This is a genomic window from Allokutzneria multivorans (assembly GCF_039537405.1).
Lineage (GTDB): Bacteria > Actinomycetota > Actinomycetes > Mycobacteriales > Pseudonocardiaceae > Allokutzneria > Allokutzneria multivorans.
In genome coordinates, this window is sequence record NZ_BAABAL010000007.1 from 175,089 (window position 1) to 190,635 (window position 15,547).

The following is a 15,547-nucleotide window of genomic DNA, read 5'->3' on the forward strand; positions in this document are numbered from 1 at the left end:
CACAACGTGAAAGAGCCGCAGGAGGACCGACCGTGAGCACTCCGGGAAATGACGCGGGCTCGCCCGCCCAGCCCGATCCGGCCGAGGGGACGGTCCCCCAGCCGGCTCCGGACGGGCCGGACATGACCACGCCACCCATGGGCACACCGATCCCGCAGCCCCAGCCGCAGCAGGGGTTCACCCCTCCGCCGCCGGGGGCGATCTACGGTCCCCCGCCCGGCCAGGGCTACCCGCCCGGCACGGTCTCCTCGCAGCCGGGGTTCTCCCAGCCCGGGTTGTCACAGCCTGGCTTGTCACAGCCGCCCAAGCGCGGCACCGGCAAGGTCGTCGGGATCATCGTCGCGGTGCTCGCGCTGATCGCCGCCGGGGTGACCGCGGTCTTCGCGTTCTCCGGCGGCGGCAACACACCGACGGCGGCGGCGACCCGGCTGGTGGAGGCGCTGAGCCGGGGTGACATCCCCGGGATGATGGCGAGCCTGGCGCCCGCCGAGTCGAAGCTGAGCGTGGACTACACGGTCGCGTCGATGAACGAGCTGAAGCGCCTGGAGGTGATGAAGCCCGACGCCAACCCCGACCAGATCTCCGGGCTGGAGTTCACGGCGGAGGGGCTGCGCTTCGACGAGAAGGCCGAGGAGCAGCTCAACGACCACGTCGCGGTGTCCAAGCTGGTCGAAGGCAAGATCACCATCACCTCCGACACGGCGAAGCTGCCGCTGGCGGAGAAGTTCGTCGACCTCGCCTTCCCTGGCGGGCGGATCGACGAGCGCCGCACCATCACCCTCGACGTGGCCGACCTCGTGCAGCAGATCGGCGGGCCGGTGCGGATCGCCTCGGTGAAGGTCGACGGCACCTGGTACGCGAGCATGTTCTACACGATCGCCGACAACATCCTGGCGCTGGAAGAGATCGCGTGGCCGAAGGAGCCGATCCCGGCCGTGGGCGCCGCCGACGCGGAGAGCGCGGTCAAGGACCTGGTCCAGGCCCTGCTCACCGGCAACCCGCGCCGGGCCTTCGAGCTGCTGCCGCCGGATGAGATGGGTGTGCTGCACGACCTTGGGCCGCTGCTGGTCAGCGAGGTCCAGGCGGGTGAGACGGAGTTCGGCACCAAGATCGTGGAGCTGAAGACCACCCGCAAGGACGTCAACGGCGGCACCAGGATCGGCCTGGAGTCGGCGGTCGTGGAGGTCAACGGGCAGCGCAGGACGGTGCGGCGGGCCGGGGACTGCTACGAGGTGCAGCAGGAGCAGGGCCCGGTCGAGAAGACCTGCGCGAAGGACATCGTCGCGGAGTTCACCGCCGACGCCGAGGCGAACTTCCAGCGCACCACAGGGCAGCCGATGCCGCAGCAGCTCAAGGACTTCGCCGAGCGGATCGTGCGCAACTTCTTCGACGCGGGCGTGATGACCACGCAGGTCGGCGGCAAGCACTACGTCAGCCCCGTGCGCACCTTCGCCGAGCTGATGCTGACCGTGCTGCGCAGCCTCGAACCCAAGGACATCGAGGAGCTCGCCAAGGGCGGCAGGTAACTTCCCGATCCTGGATCGAAGGGGCCGCGTTGCCGTTCACGTTGTCGCATCCCGCAGCCGTGCTCCCGTTGCTGCGCGGGCCTTTCGTTCCGGCGGGACTGGTCGCGGGAGCCGTGGTGCCGGATCTGCCGTACTTCCTCGGCGCGCTCGGTGTGTCCTCCACCAGCGCGCAGGACTGGTACGGCCCGCTGCTGCCCAACGCCACGCAGACGCATTCGTTGTGGGGCTTGCTGATCGACCTGCCGTTCGCGCTCGGGCTGGTCGCCGTGTTCTGGTTGCTGCGCGCGCCGATCACCGCGCTGCTGCCAGCCGGAATGTGCCTCCCGGAGCCTCGTTCGCGTCATGTGGGCTGGCTGCTCGTCTCCGTGCTGATCGGCGTCGCGTCGCATCTGTTGTGGGACGCCTTGACGGTGTCACCGTTGCTGCAGAACGGAAGTACGGCCGTCGGCCTGGTCGCCGTGGCTTGGTACCTGTGGCGCCACCGTGCTCGACTGCGCTCTTCGAAGCCTGTCTTCAGGTTGCGGCCCGCGTTGCGGTGGAGCGTGATCGCGGCGCTGGTCGCGCTCCCCGTACTGGGCTTCGCCGTGAACGCCCACCAGGACTACGAGGCGTTCAGCACAGTGTCCACAGTGGACTACGAGCGCCCGATCACGGTCGACCACGGCGACGGCAGGACCGAGACCTCCTACCCCGTCACCACCGCGCCAGCTCCGTGGTCCACGCTCATCGAGGGCGTGGCCACCGGAGCCGCCTAGCGCGCGGGCGCCGCGTTCGTGGCCGCCCTGCTCCTATACGCGGTGGCCTGGCACATCAGCGCCCGCGTCTCTAGCCGGTGATGCGGTCGTCCTCGGGGCGGCCCACGGAGGGGTTGGCGGAGGCGAACTTGCGCAGCCGCATGCTGTTGGACACCACGAACGCCGACGACAGCGCCATGGCCGCGCCCGCGATCAGCGGGTTGAGCAGGCCGAGGGCGGCGAGCGGCAGAGCGGCGACGTTGTAGCCGAAGGCCCACACCAGGTTCCCGCGGATCGTGCCGAGGGTGCGCCTGGCGAGCCGGATGGCGTCGGGCACGGCGAGCAGGTCCTCGCGCACGAGGATCAGATCGGCGGCGTTGATCGCCACGGCGGTGCCGCTGCCCATCGCCAGGCCGAGGTCGGCGGTGGCCAGCGCGGGCGCGTCGTTCACGCCGTCGCCGACCACGGCGACCACGCGACCCTGCTCGCGCAGCCGCTGGACGAGCTCGACCTTGCCCTGCGGCAGCACCTCCGCGACGACCTCGTCGATGCCGACCTCCTGCGCGACGGCGTGCGCGGTGGCGGAGTTGTCGCCGGTCAGCAGCACCGGCCTCAGCCCGAGCTTGCGCAGCTCGGCGACGGCGGCAGCGGCGGTGGGCTTGACGGTGTCGGCGACGGCGAGCAGTCCGGCCACGGAGCCGTCCCACTCCACCGCGACGACGGTCTTGCCGTGGGATTCCCATTGCTGACGAAGGGTTTCCAGCTCTTCGGGCAGCGGGGTGGCGAGCAGGCTGGTCCGGCCGATCACGACCTCGCGCCCGTCGACGACACCGCGCGCGCCGAGGCCCGGCAGTGCGACGAAGTCCTGGACTTGGCTCAACGAAGCCAGTTCCTGGCGCGCGGCGGTCACGATCGCGGCGGCGATGGCGTGTTCGGAGGCGTCCTCGACGGCTCCGGCGGTGGCGAGCAGGTCGGCGCGGTCCACGCCCTCGCGGGGGTGGACGGCGGCGAGGGTCATCCTGCCGCTGGTGACGGTGCCGGTCTTGTCGAGCACGACGGTGTCGACCGCGCGGGTGGACTCCAGCGCGGAGGCGCCCTTGATCAGGATGCCGAGGCGCGCGGCCCGGCCGGTCGCCACGAGCAGCGCGGTCGGCGTGGCCAGCCCGAGCGCGCACGGGCAGGCGATGATCAGCACGGCGAGCGCGGCGGTGAACGCGGCCTCGGTGTGCTGGCCGAAGAGCAGCCACGCGGCGAAGGTCAGCGCGGAGAGCACGAGCACGACGGGCACGAACCCACCGGCCACGCGGTCGGCGAGGCGCTGGACGTCGGCCTTGTCGTTCTGGGCCTGCTCGACGAGCTTCGCCATCTGGGCGAGCTGCGTGTCAGCGCCGATCTTGGTGGCGCGCACGATGAGCCGACCGCCGACCGCGACGGTGCCGCCGATGACCGCGTCGCCGGGCACGACGGGCACGGGGACCGACTCGCCGGTGACCATGCTGTTGTCGACGGCGCACCGGCCTTCGTGCACCACTCCGTCGGCGCCGACCCGCTCACCCGGCTTCACGACAAAGAGATCATCTACAAGTAGTTCGGCGATCGGCACCACGACCTGGACGCCGTCACGGAGCACGGTGACGTCCTTGACGGCCAAAGTGGACAGAGCGCGCAAAGCATTGCCGGCGTTGCGTTTCGCCCGTGCTTCGAAGTAGCGGCCGGCGAGGAGGAACGCCGTCACCCCTGCGGCGACTTCGAGGTAGACGGAGCCGCCCGCCTCGGTGGTGATCTCGAAGCCGGTGTGCAGCTCGGAGCCCGTGGTGAACAGCAGCGAGTACACCGACCAGGCGAAGGCCGCGAGCACGCCCATCGACACGAGCGTGTCCATCGACGCGGCGCCGTGCCTGGCGTTCTTGAACGCGGCGCGGTGGAACGGCGCGGCCGACCAGAGCACGACGGGCGCGGCCAGGGCGAGCGAGACCCACTGCCAGCCGGGGAAGCGCAGTCCGGGCAGCAACCAGAACGCCAGCGACAGGTCGCAGAGCGGGATGGAGAGCACGAGCGCGACGAACAGCCGGTGCCGGAGCGCGCGCACGGGGTCCCGCGGTTCAGGCTCCTGGGTGACCATCCGCGCCGTGTACCCGGCTTGCTCGATCGTGGCGATCAAGGTGCTCGGGTCGGTCCCGGCGGGCGCGGTGACGGCCGCCTTCTCCGTCGCGTAGTTGACGGTCGCGGTCACGCCGTCGAGCTTGTTCAGCTTGCGCTGCACGCGATTCGCACATGCGGCGCAGGTCATGCCACCGATCATCAGTTCGAGTTCGGTGGCCACACTTTGCGACATGGCTACAAGTCTCCCAAGGGGTCGGCCGCGTAGGTAATCCGGACCACCCCGTCGCTGTGCCGCTCGGCCTTGGCGTGCACGCCGAAGACCTCGCGGAGGATCGTTGGTGTCAACGCGTCGAGCACTTCGCCCGCCGCAGCTACCTTGCCGTGGTCCAGCACGACCAGGTGGTCGCAGCTGCGCACGGCGAGGTCGAGTTCGTGCAGTACCGCCAGCGTGGTCACGCCGAGCTTGCGCACCGTTGCCAGCAGTGAGAACCGGGCGCGGATGTCCAGGTGATTGGTCGGCTCGTCGAGCACCAGCAGCGCCGGTTCCTGCGCGAGCGCACGCGCCAGGTGCACGCGCTGCCGCTCCCCGCCCGACAACGACGTCATCGACCGCTCGGCCAGCTCCGTGACGCCGGCGCGCTCCATCGCCACACGCACCGCTTCGCGATCTTCAGGCGTGGTTCGGGAAATCACGCCGTGGTGCGGAGTTCGGCCCAGCTCCACGATCTCGGCCACGGTCAGCGCGGAGGTGCCGCCTTCCTGGAGAACGGCCGCGACGCGCCGCGCGGAGGCTCTGATCGGCATGCTCCACAGGTCGGCGTCGTCGAGCTTGACGGCGCCTGTCAAGGGGCGGAGCGACCGGTAGACGGTGCGCAGCAAGGTCGACTTCCCGCTGCCGTTGGGGCCGACCAGGCCGACCACGGAGCCCTGCGGCACGGTCAGGCTCACGTCGTCCAAGATCGGCTTGCCGTCGAGGGTGACGCCGACTCCGGCGATGTCGAGCCTCATGCCTCCCCCAACGTCCGGCCCCGGCGGAGCAGCCACAGGAAGAACGGCGCGCCGAACGCCGCCGTGAAGATGCCCAGCGGCAGCTCGTTCGGGCTGTCCACGGTCCGCGCGAGGAGGTCGACGAGCACCAGGTAGAGCGCTCCGCCCAGCGCCGCGAGCGGTAGCACGCGACGGTGGTCCGCGCCCACGAGCAGCCGAACGAGGTGCGGGATCATCAGGCCGACGAAGCCGACTCCGCCCGCCACCGCGATCAGCGTGCCGGTCAGCAACGAGGACGTCAGCAGGAGGCCGACCCGCGCGCGCCGGACGTCCACGCCGAGCGAGGTCGCGGACTCCTCACCGGTGACCAGGGCGTTGAGCCGACGGCCGTAGAGCATCAGCGCCGCAACGGTGATCAGCACGACCGCGCTGACCAGGCCGAGCTGCTCCCACCGCGCCCCCGCCACACTGCCGAGGAGCCAGAACATCACGGACTTCAGCTCGTTCGGGTTCGCGCGGAGCTGGATGTAGCTCGTCAGCGCGGAGAGCACGTAGCCGACCGCGACGCCGACGAGCACGAGACGCGTCGGAACGAGCCGTCCGCGTTGCTGCCCCAAGGTGAACACGACGGCCACAGATGCCGCAGCACCAAGGAAAGCGGCCGACGACACGCCCAGCGTGCCGACTCCGGCGGTCAGCACGAGGACGGCGCCGACCGAGGCTCCGGAGGAGATGCCCAGGACGTACGGATCGGCCAGCGGATTCGCGACGAGGGCTTGGAGGACGACACCCGCCACCGACAGCCCGGCTCCGCACAGCGCGGCGAGCACGACGCGGGGAACCCTGTACTGCCACAGGATCTGGTCGGACACAGGGTCGAGACCGGCGGTGTTTCCCGTGAGATGACCGGTGATCACCGCCCACGCGTCGCCGAGCGGGATGCTGACGGAGCCGATCGTGGTGGCCACGACCATGACCACCACGAGCAGTACCGCACAGGCTGTCTTCACCGTGACCCGTCCTGTGAGTGGTTGAGCTGAGCATCCTGGTCACGGTGCCGCCGGGGTTGGGGTGTCTTCAAGACCACCCAACCCCCTACTCGATCATCGCCAACCACCCCGAACCCGGCGCTCAGCGAGGGTGTGCCGTCGTTGAAGACCGCTGGGACGGGGGTTTGTGGGTCTTGAAGACCGGTGAACCCGATGACGTGCGGCGCGGCGCCGAGGTCAGTTCTCATTGAACAGGGTGGAGCAACGCCGCGATGCGCTCGACGGCGGTCGCGTTGTTCGGTCCGAAGTAGATGGAGTCGGAGAGCACCACGTGCCGTTTCGCCTTCGCCGCCGCCCACTGCGGGAACTGGTCGTAGAGCTTGGTCGCGGAGGCGTTCGGGTCGGGGTTCTGGTAGTTCACGATGATCACAGCATCGATCTGCGCGGCGGCGAGCTGTTCCTTGCTGAGGTTGGCGAACAGCTGCGGCGCGCTGTCGGCGAAGGCGTTGACCCCGCCCGCCCGCGCGATGAGGTCGTTCCAGATACCTTGTGCGCCAACGGAGCTGAAGTCCCCGGCGCCCATGTCCATGCCGGGGATGATCAGCATCACCTTCGGCTTGGGCTTGTCCTTCACCCGCGCTTCGACCTGCGAGATCCGCCGCTTGGAGTCCTCCACCAAGCGCTCGGCGCGGTCACTGACGCCGTAGACCTTGCCGAGGTCGCGCAGCATCGCGTAGCTGTCCTCGACGGTCTGCGTCCCGCCGGTGCCGCACATCTTCGCGGGCACGTAGGCGTTCGCACCGATCGCGCTCAGGTCCTCGCGCGTGGCAAACCCACGACTGCCGTCGAAGCCGCCGGAGTAGGTCGCGAGCACGAAGTCCGGGCGCTGGCCCAGCATCGCCTCGCGCGGGATGTCCATCTGGTCGTTGAGCTTGATGCCGCCGGTGGGCAGCTTCGCGATGGCCTCGGCACGGCCGGGCTCGTCCGAGGCGCCGTAGGACTGCGAGTTGGCCACGACGCGGTCGCCGAGGCCCAGTGCGACCAATGTGGACACTTCGGCCACAGAACCGCCGTTCATCACCACGGTCCGGCTCGGCGGCCGTTGGAACGTCACGTCCTTGCCGCAGTTGGAGATCGTCACCGGGTAGCCCGGCGCCGGGGGCTGCTGCGCCGCACCCGTGGACGTGCCACACCCGGCGACGGTGAGCAGCACCAGTGCCGTTGCGGTGCGCTTGAACTGCATGTGAGTTTCTCCTAGTTGACGGCGGGAAGCAGGCCTGCGGCGACGCAGTGGTCGAGCAACCGGTGCACTGCGGCTTTGTCCACTGTGGATGGTTCTGGGGTGGTCGCCTCCGAGTCGGACCACAGGTCGAGGAGCGCGGAGGTCGCGGGGTCGAGGTCGGTCACGCGCGCACGCCACTCCTCGCGCGAGCACACCTCAACGGAGTAGCCGTAGTCGGCGATCCAGTCGTAGAGGTCGGCCAGCACGATCCGGCTCTCCGGCGCGACTGCGTGAACACCGCCGTGCTGGGCCAAGATCTCGCGAGCGGCAGCGCGGGCGTCGACCCACGGTTCAGCGTGGTGGAGCCTCGGCAGAACTCCGGCAGGGATGCCTTTGAGCAGCAGGCGCCACAGCACGTCGCGCGGGTTGAGCGTCGGCCCCGCGACTCGTCCCAGACGGTGGATCGTCGTGTCCAGGCCACGGCGACCGGCTTCGAGGACGAGCTGCTCGGCCACCCACTTGCTCCGCTGGTAACCGGTGCTGAGTCCATTGAGGACGGACACAGTGGACACGTAGTGGATCCGCGACGGTGCTCCAGCCGCAGCCAGGCGCAGCAGTGAACGAGTGCCTTCAACGTTCGCAGCCCGGACGCTGTCGTATCCGCGCAGCAGGCTGACTTCGGCGGCGCAGTGGTAGATCGCGTCGACCCTGGTCAGGTCCTGCCAGGTCGCCGCGTCCAGTCCGAGCCACGGCTTCGTCAGGTCGTACTGCGGCCGGGCGAGGCAGATGACCTCCACACCTGTGGTGCCACGCAGCTCGGCGAGGAGGTGGCGGCCGACGAAGCCCGTTGCGCCGGTCAGCAGGACGCGTCCGGTCCGCTGTCCGGCTGGGCCGGGGAGGATGTCACGATCAAGCACCGCGTCGTCCTCCGGCGATGCCTGCGGTCGCTTTTCGCCGCCGTCGAGCGCGTGGGCCAGGCCGCCCGCCGTGGGGTGCTGGAACACCAGCTTGGCAGGCACTTCGATCCCCAGCGCGGCGCCGACACGGTTCGCCACCTGCATCATCTGGAGCGACTCGCCGCCGGACTCGAAGAAGTTGTCCTCAGTGGACAGTTCAGGTCGGCCGAGCACGTGCCGCATGATCCCGAGCACCGTGCCGTCGTCGGCAGACCGGTCGAGCTTGCCGGAGCGATTGCGGGGCAAGGCGTCGACGAGTTCGATCACGCTCGGGACGACGGCGAGCTGTTCGCGCAGGTGGTCGCGCAGGTCGGTCACCACCTTCGCGGCGAGCACCTTCGTGCCGTCGGGGCGGGCGGTCGCGGTGACCATCGCCTCCCGCACGGCTGGATGCCTGACCAACGCCGCTTCCACTGCGGTCGGCGAGATCCGGCGCCCGCTGATCTTGACCTCGTCGTCGAGGCGCCCGAGGTGGTGGAGCTGCCCGTCCCGCCCCACCCGCGCCCGGTCTCCGGTTCGGTAGGCACCGTCGCGGAAACGTTCCGCGGTCAGCTCCGGCTCGCCGAGATAGCCCTGCGCGAGACCGTCGCCGGACAGCCACAACTCCCCCGCGACTCCGACCGGCACGGGCTTTCCGGTCGCGTCGGCCACGATGGCTTTCACCCCACGCAGCGGCTTCCCGATCGGAACTCCGCCTCCGGCGACGAGCTCGGCCGCCGTCGCCACAACGGTGGCTTCGGTGGGACCGTAGGTGTTGATCAGCTTCGCGTGGGGTTGTGCTCTGTGCCAACGTTCAACGCGCTCCGGCAACGCGGTTTCTCCGCCGATGATCACCAGGCGCAGCTCCGGCGGCAGCGGTGGCATCGCGAACGCCAGCTCGTGCCAGTACGCCGTCGGTAGATCAAGAATGGTGATCCGCTGCTCCGCGCACGCGCGCAGAAGTGCTTGCGGGGACTCGGTCATCTCCTCCGTGCGCAGGACGAGCGTGCCACCCACGCACAGGATCGGGAAGATCTCCTCAACACTCGCGTCGAAGTTCAACGGCGCGAATTGGAGAACACGATCTTCTGTGCTGAGGTCGTAACGCTCCACGGCAGCGGCGACGAAGGCGTTGAGCGCACCGTGTCCGACGACCACACGCCGTGGCGCTCCGGTCGATCCGGACGTCTGCATCACGTACGCCGGGTCGTCGAAGTCCATGTCCGGCAAGGGGTCTTCGAACGGCACGTAGGCACTGCCAGCGAGGACAGCTCCGACGATCTTCGCGACGGTGTCGATGTCCCGTGCGGGCTTGACCTGGACCACGCGCTCGGTCGCCGCGACGAGTTCCGCGTAGGTCAGCCGCTGGTCGCCCCACTCGATCGCCGTCGCATGCGGAGGCTGCTGCCGGATCAGCTCGGCGACAGAACGCACGTCGGCGTGCGAGCCGCCGTCGAGCACAGACCGTTCTCCGCCAAGGAACCCGAGGACTCCGTCAAGGTGGAGTTCGAGGTCTTGGAGGGAGTAGCGGTCGGGGTTGCCGTCGATGACGATCTCGATGCCGTCGCCGTCGCGGCGGTCGTAGACGTTCACGGCGATGTCCTCGACCGGCCCCGCCGACAGGTTGTGCGCCTGGCACGGCGCGCCCGCGAAACGGAAGTCGTAGTCGAACGGCATCACGTTCACGACCGGCCCGAACAGCCGCCTGTGCAAGCCGATGTCGCGGCGGAGCTGCTCGAAGCGGTAGTGCTGGTGCGGCAGGCTCCGCCGCAGATCCGCCGAAACGCGCCCGGCCAGCACCGAAAGATCGTCGGTGTCCACGCGCAGCCGCAACGGAATCGCGTTGAGCACCGTCGTCGGCACGCTCAGCGCCGCCGTGGTGGGCCGGTTCAGCACGGGCAGGCCGAGCACGACTTCCTCGGCTCCGCTCGCGTAGCTCAGGTAGGCGGCGACGGCGGCAACCACGAGGTCCGGCTTCGCATCCGCTCGCGCCCGAACTCGATGGAAGTCGCGCGACGGCAGGCCGCTGCCCTCGGCGAAACTCACGACCGGCGCGCAGCCTTCGAGGTAGTCCATCCAGTACTGCCGCGAATCCGCCGTCGGCTCCACGACGCTCGAACCGAACCTGTGCGGCTTGGGCTTTTCTCCTTCAGCCAGCGCGGTGTAGACCTCGGCCACGCGCCGGGCGACGAGCGCGACCCCGAAGCCATCGAGGACGATGTGGTGAACGCGGTGATACCACAGGAAGAACTCGTCATCCACCCGGAACAGCGCGTGCCCGACGAGCGGCCCCTCGTCGAGGTCGACCGCCGTCGCCAGGTCTCGACGCATCCACCTCCGCGCATCCTCCACTGAGGACTGTCCACTGTGGAACGCAAAAGCCTGATTGATCTCGCCCATGACCTGGCGGATCGCACGTTCGAACGCGTCCGGGTCGATCGCGCCTCGGATCTCGACGTACTCACCGGTGTTGTACGCGGGGCTGGCCGGATCGAGCAGCTGCGCGGCCCGAATCCCTTGCTGCGCCGGGGTGAGCGCTTGGCCGGACGTCTCTGGTTCGGCGGTGACGGACAGCATCGACCACCAGTCGGCGACGGTGGGTCGCCCCATGAGGTCGGCGAAGACGACGTGCACGCCGTGCTCGCGCCAGCGGTCCACGATCGTCAGCATCCGGACGGAGTCCAGCCCTGCGTCGTACAGGTTGAGGTCGTCGGCCAGCTCCTCCGGCTCCATCAGCAAGAATTCGGCGATGTCGGCGCGAACCTGGTGCAGCGTCAACGACATCTCAGTTGATCTCCCGGTCGCGGTCGCCCCAGAACTGCTCGCGCAGCACCCGCCGGAGCACCTTGCCGCTGGGGTTGCGCGGGATAGCCTCGACGAACTCGTAGCGCAGCGGCAGCTTGAACGACGCGAGCTTGCCCTGGAGGAACGTCATCAGCTCTCGTGCAGTGGCCTTCTCCCGCGTGACGACGAAGGCGTGCACGGACTCGCCCCACCGCTCGTCGGGAACGCCGATCACCGCCGAGTCCGCGACGGCGGGGTGCCCGGCCAGCACGCCCTCGATCTCCGCCGGGTACACGTTCTCCCCCGCTACGATGATCATGTCCTTGATGCGGTCCCGGAGGAAGACATAGCCCTCCTCGTCCACGCACCCGGCGTCGCCCGTGCGCAGCCATCCGTCCACAAGGGACTCTTCGGAGGCCGTGGGATTGCGCCAGTACTCCAGCATGTTCGCCGGGCTGCGCAGCCACACCTCGCCCACCTCGCCCGCCGGGAGCGGCTTCCCCTGCGCGTCGCGGATCTCGGCGGCGAAGCCGGGGTACGGCCGTCCCGCCGCCCGCATGCGCGCACCACCGGGCACGTGCTCGGACGGCGGCAGGCAGACGGCGGTGTTGCCGGTCTCGGTGAGCCCGTAGATCTGCGCCAGCTCGCACCCGACCTCGGCGAGGCACCGCGCCAGCAACGTCTCGGAGATCGGCGACCCGCCATAGACGATCTTGCGAAGTCCTTGCAGTGATTGGCCTTCGTCAAGCATCAACCGCAGCATCGCGGGCACTACGCACGTGATCGTCACGCCGTGCTCGCGCACGAGCCGGACGGCCTCGGCCGGAGCGAACGCGGGCATGATCACGTTGGTGATGCCGGCGGTCAGCCCCTGGACCGCCCACCACAGGCCGCCGATGTGAAACCCAGGAACACCAACAAGGCTGACGTCGTCGGCGCGCCAATCCAGCCAGTCGAGCCCATTGTCCTCCAGCGCGGCACGCACCTCGAAGAAACCGCGCTGACCGAGCACGACGCCCTTGGGCAGGCCGGTGGTCCCGCTGGTGTAGAGCTGCGCGACCGCGTCGTCCGGTCCCGATTCGACGGGCTTGCCGTCGGGTGCGGAGGCTTTCCAGTGCTCGAAGTCCTCCAGCCACACGATCGGCATTTCCGGAACCGCCTTGGCGCAGCTGCGATCGGCGAAGATCACGGTCGCGCCGGAGTCATGGACGATGTGCTCCACCTCGGCCGCGGTGAGCCGCCAGTTGATGGGCACCAGCACCGCACCGGACCGCGAGCACCCGAACAGCAGCTCGTAGTAGTGCGGTGATTCCTTGCCCAGGAACGCGATTCGCTCGCCGGAGTCGAGGTGGCGGGCGACGCGATCAGCTTCGCGGTCAAGCTCCACATAGGACAGGCTGGTGTCCCCGCAGAGCAACGCGGTGCGCTCGGAAGCCTGCGCGCGCAGGGCTCCGCCAAGAGTGCGCTCAGCCACGCGGCGGCTCCATGATCGCCAGGAGCACCTTGCCCTGCGCGGCGCCGCCCTCGTCGTCCCAGAACCGAACTTCGGTGCGGGTCAACAACATCGGCCGGGTCGCTTCGCGGTAGCGGATGTCAGCGACCGCGACCTCTCCGGTGAACCGCCGGGCGTTGATCGGCCGCTTGAACCGCGACTCGAAGGAGGCGATGAGGATGTCCGGCAACTGCTTGCGCCAGTAGTCCTCCAGCGTCCACGGCTCGAAGTCGGGCATCGTGTTGTCCCGCACGGCCCGCGCCATGAGGTAGTAGACGAGCTGGTTGTAGCAGATGTTGAACTCCACCGAGTTGAAGTGCCCGGTGTCGTCGATGTAGCAGGACTCGGGAATGGCGAAGTCACCGCTCGCTTTGTCGCCGCTCGGCTCGGCCTCGGCGGAGAGCAGGTAGCGACAGTCCACTTTGTACGGTTGGAGCACGCGCTCCAGCAGCAGATCTCCCATTACAGCGCCCGCGCGTAGAGCTTGTGCTCATCCAGCACGGTGACGCGGTGGGAAACCGTGGGTTCCGGCGTCGCCGTGTGCAGCGCGCGGTGGATCAGGCTGCGGTTGTCCCAGATGAGCAGATCGCCGCGCTCATAGGTCTGGAGGTGGATGTTCGGGTGCGCGCACTCCGGGTCGAGCTGCCCGGTCTCGTGCAGAAGTCGTTGCAGGACACCGTCTTCAGCGCCTTCGATGGAGTAGGTGAAGCCCTCGCTGATGAACAGCACGGACTCGCCGGTGACGGGGTGCTCGAAGACGGTCGGCTGCGCGACGGGCGGCGTCTCGCGCTCGATGTCCTCCATGACCTCCCAGATCGGCCGGTAGACGTCGCTCGGCCGGATCTTGAAGTAGCGCCGCGCGCTGTGCAGGCTCGTCGTTCCCGCGATCGCCGTGCGCAGGTCCTCGGGTAAGCGCTCGTACGCCTTGCCCATGTCGATGAAGTACGTGCCCCGGTTCTCGCTCGGCACGACCTGCGGGTGGATCAGCGTGATGCTGAACGGCTCCGGCATGAACTGGTAGTCGGCGTGCCAGAACTTCCCGGTCTTCGGCACGCCGTAGCCGCCCTCGTTGGCGGAGACGAAGATCTCCGGCAGCTCCGGGTGCCGGTACATCGGCTGGTAGTAGGTGACGGGATCACCGAAGCGCGCGCCCAGGTCCAGGAACTCGCGCGGGGTCAGCTCCTGCTCCTTGAGCAGCACGATCTTGTGCCGGTAGACCGCGTCGGCGATCGTCCGGACGTCGGCGTCGCTCGCGGTGGCGGCGTCGAAGCCGGTCACCTCGACCCCCATGGCCTTCCCGGCCTGTGGCGTGATCCGCATGTCCGAGTGGTCGGCGAGGCGCGGGCGGGAGTTCCAGGCGAAGGTGACGAGTCGATAACGCTCAGCCGGTGTCGCGCTGCTCCGTCAGTTCCAGCAGGTCGTCGCGGGCGCGCGCCACGCGGGAACGGATCGTGCCGACCGGGCAGTCGCAGACCTCGGCGGCCTCGGCGTAGGACAGGCCGAGCACCTGGGTCAGCACCAGCGCTTCGCGGCGGTCCCCGGCAAGCCCGTCCAGCAACAGGTTCAGCTCGACCACGTCCTCGAACCCGGCCGCCGTGCTCCGGGACTGCGCGGCATCGGCCTCCGCCGCCCAGTCGACCCCACCGGTCGTGCGCGGGCGAACCACGGCGGCGCGGACCTGGTCGACGACCACGCGGCGTGCGATGGACAGCAGCCAGGTGCGCGCGGACGAGCGGGCGGCGAAGCGGTGCAGGCTGCCAAGGGCTCGGAGGTAGGTCTCCTGCGCGAGGTCGTCGGCGGAGCGCACGTCGGAGAGATGCGCGACAAAACGCCACACGTCACGCTGCGTCGCGCGGACGAACCGTTCGAGCGCGGCGCGGTCACCGGCCCCGGCGTCCAGCGCCCACTGCGTCACGCGCTCGTCGTCACCCTCCGGCACACTCACGACGCCGAAGCGTAATCCACCGGCCGCCGGGAACTCACCCCCGTCCTCAGCCGACAATCAGGGTGTGAACTGTGCGACCTGCCGTGAAGCGCTCTCCGCGAGGATGGACGGCGAGCCGGCGCCCGTCGACCCCGACGCGCACCTCCGGGGCTGCGCCGAGTGCCGCGCCTGGCAGGACCGCGCGACCGCTCTGACCAGGTCATTGCGCGTGCGACCAGCCGTGACCCCGCCCGACCTCGTGCCCGCTGTTCTCGCGGCGGCCCCTGCTCCTCGCCAGCCCGGCCGATGGACCCGCGCGGCGCTCGTCGCGGTCGCCACGACTCAGTTGGCGCTCGGCATCGCTCAGTTGATCGGCGTCGACGCGGCGCACGGCGGGCTCATGTCCGGCCACCTGTCGAATGAGAGCACCGCGTGGAACATCGGACTTGCCGTGGGGATGCTCTGGGCGGCATTGCGCACTCGTGCCGTAGCCGGGTTGCTCGCGGTGTTGTCCGGCTTTTTGGTGTTGCTGGTTGGGTATTCTGCGCATGATCTGATCGTGGGGACTGTGCCTTTTGCTCGGGTGGCTTCGCACGGGCTGTTGGTGGTGGGGTTGGGTTTGTTGTACGCGTTGAATCGGCAGGCTCGACTGCCTGCGCCGTTGTCGCCGGATCGGCGTGAGGTGCCCGTTTTGCGTTCTACTGACGCTGCTTAGTGGTTTTGGGCTTCCTGGTGGGGGACGGCTGGGCTTCCTGGTGGGGGACGGCTGGGCTTCCTGGTGGGGGACGGCTGGGCTTCCTGGTGGGGGACGGCTGGGCTTCCAGCCTGCGCCGGTGCCAGCGTGGGGTCGG

General features: G+C 69.2%; 12 protein-coding genes. 3 read left to right on the forward strand and 9 right to left on the reverse strand.

Annotated elements, in window-relative coordinates; translation table 11 throughout:
* Positions 1 to 32: 32 nt before the first annotated feature.
* Positions 33 to 1,526 (forward strand): flagellar basal body protein FliL, encoded by a 1,494-nt coding sequence (locus ABD798_RS13215; RefSeq protein WP_344874325.1) that lies wholly within the window; start codon positions 33 to 35, stop codon positions 1,524 to 1,526.
* Positions 1,527 to 1,555: 29 nt separating this feature from the next.
* Positions 1,556 to 2,281, forward strand: a complete 726-nt coding sequence (locus ABD798_RS13220; protein ID WP_344874327.1) for a DUF4184 family protein — start codon at positions 1,556 to 1,558, stop codon at positions 2,279 to 2,281.
* Between the two features lie 70 nt (positions 2,282 to 2,351).
* Here ABD798_RS13220 and ABD798_RS13225 read toward each other — a convergent pair whose 3' ends face one another.
* The 9 genes from ABD798_RS13225 to sigC form a co-directional block, all read right to left on the reverse strand.
* The gene (locus ABD798_RS13225) at positions 2,352 to 4,595 is read right to left on the reverse strand and encodes a heavy metal translocating P-type ATPase (RefSeq protein WP_344874329.1); all 2,244 of its coding nucleotides are present in this window, start codon (positions 4,593 to 4,595) and stop codon (positions 2,352 to 2,354) included.
* Positions 4,596 to 4,597: 2 nt separating this feature from the next.
* Positions 4,598 to 5,371, reverse strand: coding sequence for an ABC transporter ATP-binding protein (locus ABD798_RS13230; RefSeq protein ID WP_344874331.1), 774 nt, complete (start codon positions 5,369 to 5,371; stop codon positions 4,598 to 4,600).
* A complete protein-coding gene (locus ABD798_RS13235) occupies positions 5,368 to 6,360 on the reverse strand; it encodes a FecCD family ABC transporter permease (RefSeq protein ID WP_344874333.1) in 993 nt (330 codons plus the stop codon). The genes ABD798_RS13230 and ABD798_RS13235 overlap by 4 nt, the downstream gene beginning before the upstream one ends.
* A gap of 223 nt (positions 6,361 to 6,583) precedes the next feature.
* The gene (locus ABD798_RS13240) at positions 6,584 to 7,582 is read right to left on the reverse strand and encodes an ABC transporter substrate-binding protein (protein WP_344874335.1); all 999 of its coding nucleotides are present in this window, start codon (positions 7,580 to 7,582) and stop codon (positions 6,584 to 6,586) included.
* 11 nt (positions 7,583 to 7,593) lie between these two features.
* Positions 7,594 to 11,280, reverse strand: coding sequence for an AMP-binding protein (locus ABD798_RS13245; protein WP_344874337.1), 3,687 nt, complete (start codon positions 11,278 to 11,280; stop codon positions 7,594 to 7,596).
* Position 11,281: 1 nt separating this feature from the next.
* Complete coding sequence (locus ABD798_RS13250; protein ID WP_344874340.1) at positions 11,282 to 12,754, reverse strand: long-chain-fatty-acid--CoA ligase; 1,473 nt, start codon at positions 12,752 to 12,754, stop codon at positions 11,282 to 11,284.
* The gene (locus ABD798_RS13255) at positions 12,747 to 13,235 is read right to left on the reverse strand and encodes an FcoT family thioesterase (RefSeq protein ID WP_344874342.1); all 489 of its coding nucleotides are present in this window, start codon (positions 13,233 to 13,235) and stop codon (positions 12,747 to 12,749) included. Before ABD798_RS13255 ends, ABD798_RS13250 begins: the two co-directional genes overlap by 8 nt.
* Positions 13,235 to 14,092 (reverse strand): (3R)-3-[(carboxymethyl)amino]fatty acid oxygenase/decarboxylase, encoded by an 858-nt coding sequence (gene scoE, locus ABD798_RS13260; protein WP_344874344.1) that lies wholly within the window; start codon positions 14,090 to 14,092, stop codon positions 13,235 to 13,237. Before scoE ends, ABD798_RS13255 begins: the two co-directional genes overlap by 1 nt.
* Before the next feature lie 61 nt (positions 14,093 to 14,153).
* Positions 14,154 to 14,717, reverse strand: a complete 564-nt coding sequence (gene sigC / locus ABD798_RS13265; protein ID WP_344874346.1) for an RNA polymerase sigma factor SigC — start codon at positions 14,715 to 14,717, stop codon at positions 14,154 to 14,156.
* A 64-nt stretch (positions 14,718 to 14,781) separates the two neighbouring features.
* Here sigC and ABD798_RS13270 point away from each other — a divergent pair, with 64 nt between their 5' ends.
* Positions 14,782 to 15,411 carry a hypothetical protein gene (locus ABD798_RS13270; protein WP_344874348.1) on the forward strand — a complete coding sequence of 210 codons (630 nt, stop codon included), beginning with the start codon at positions 14,782 to 14,784 and terminating at the stop codon, positions 15,409 to 15,411.
* The last annotated feature ends 136 nt before the right edge of the window (positions 15,412 to 15,547 follow it).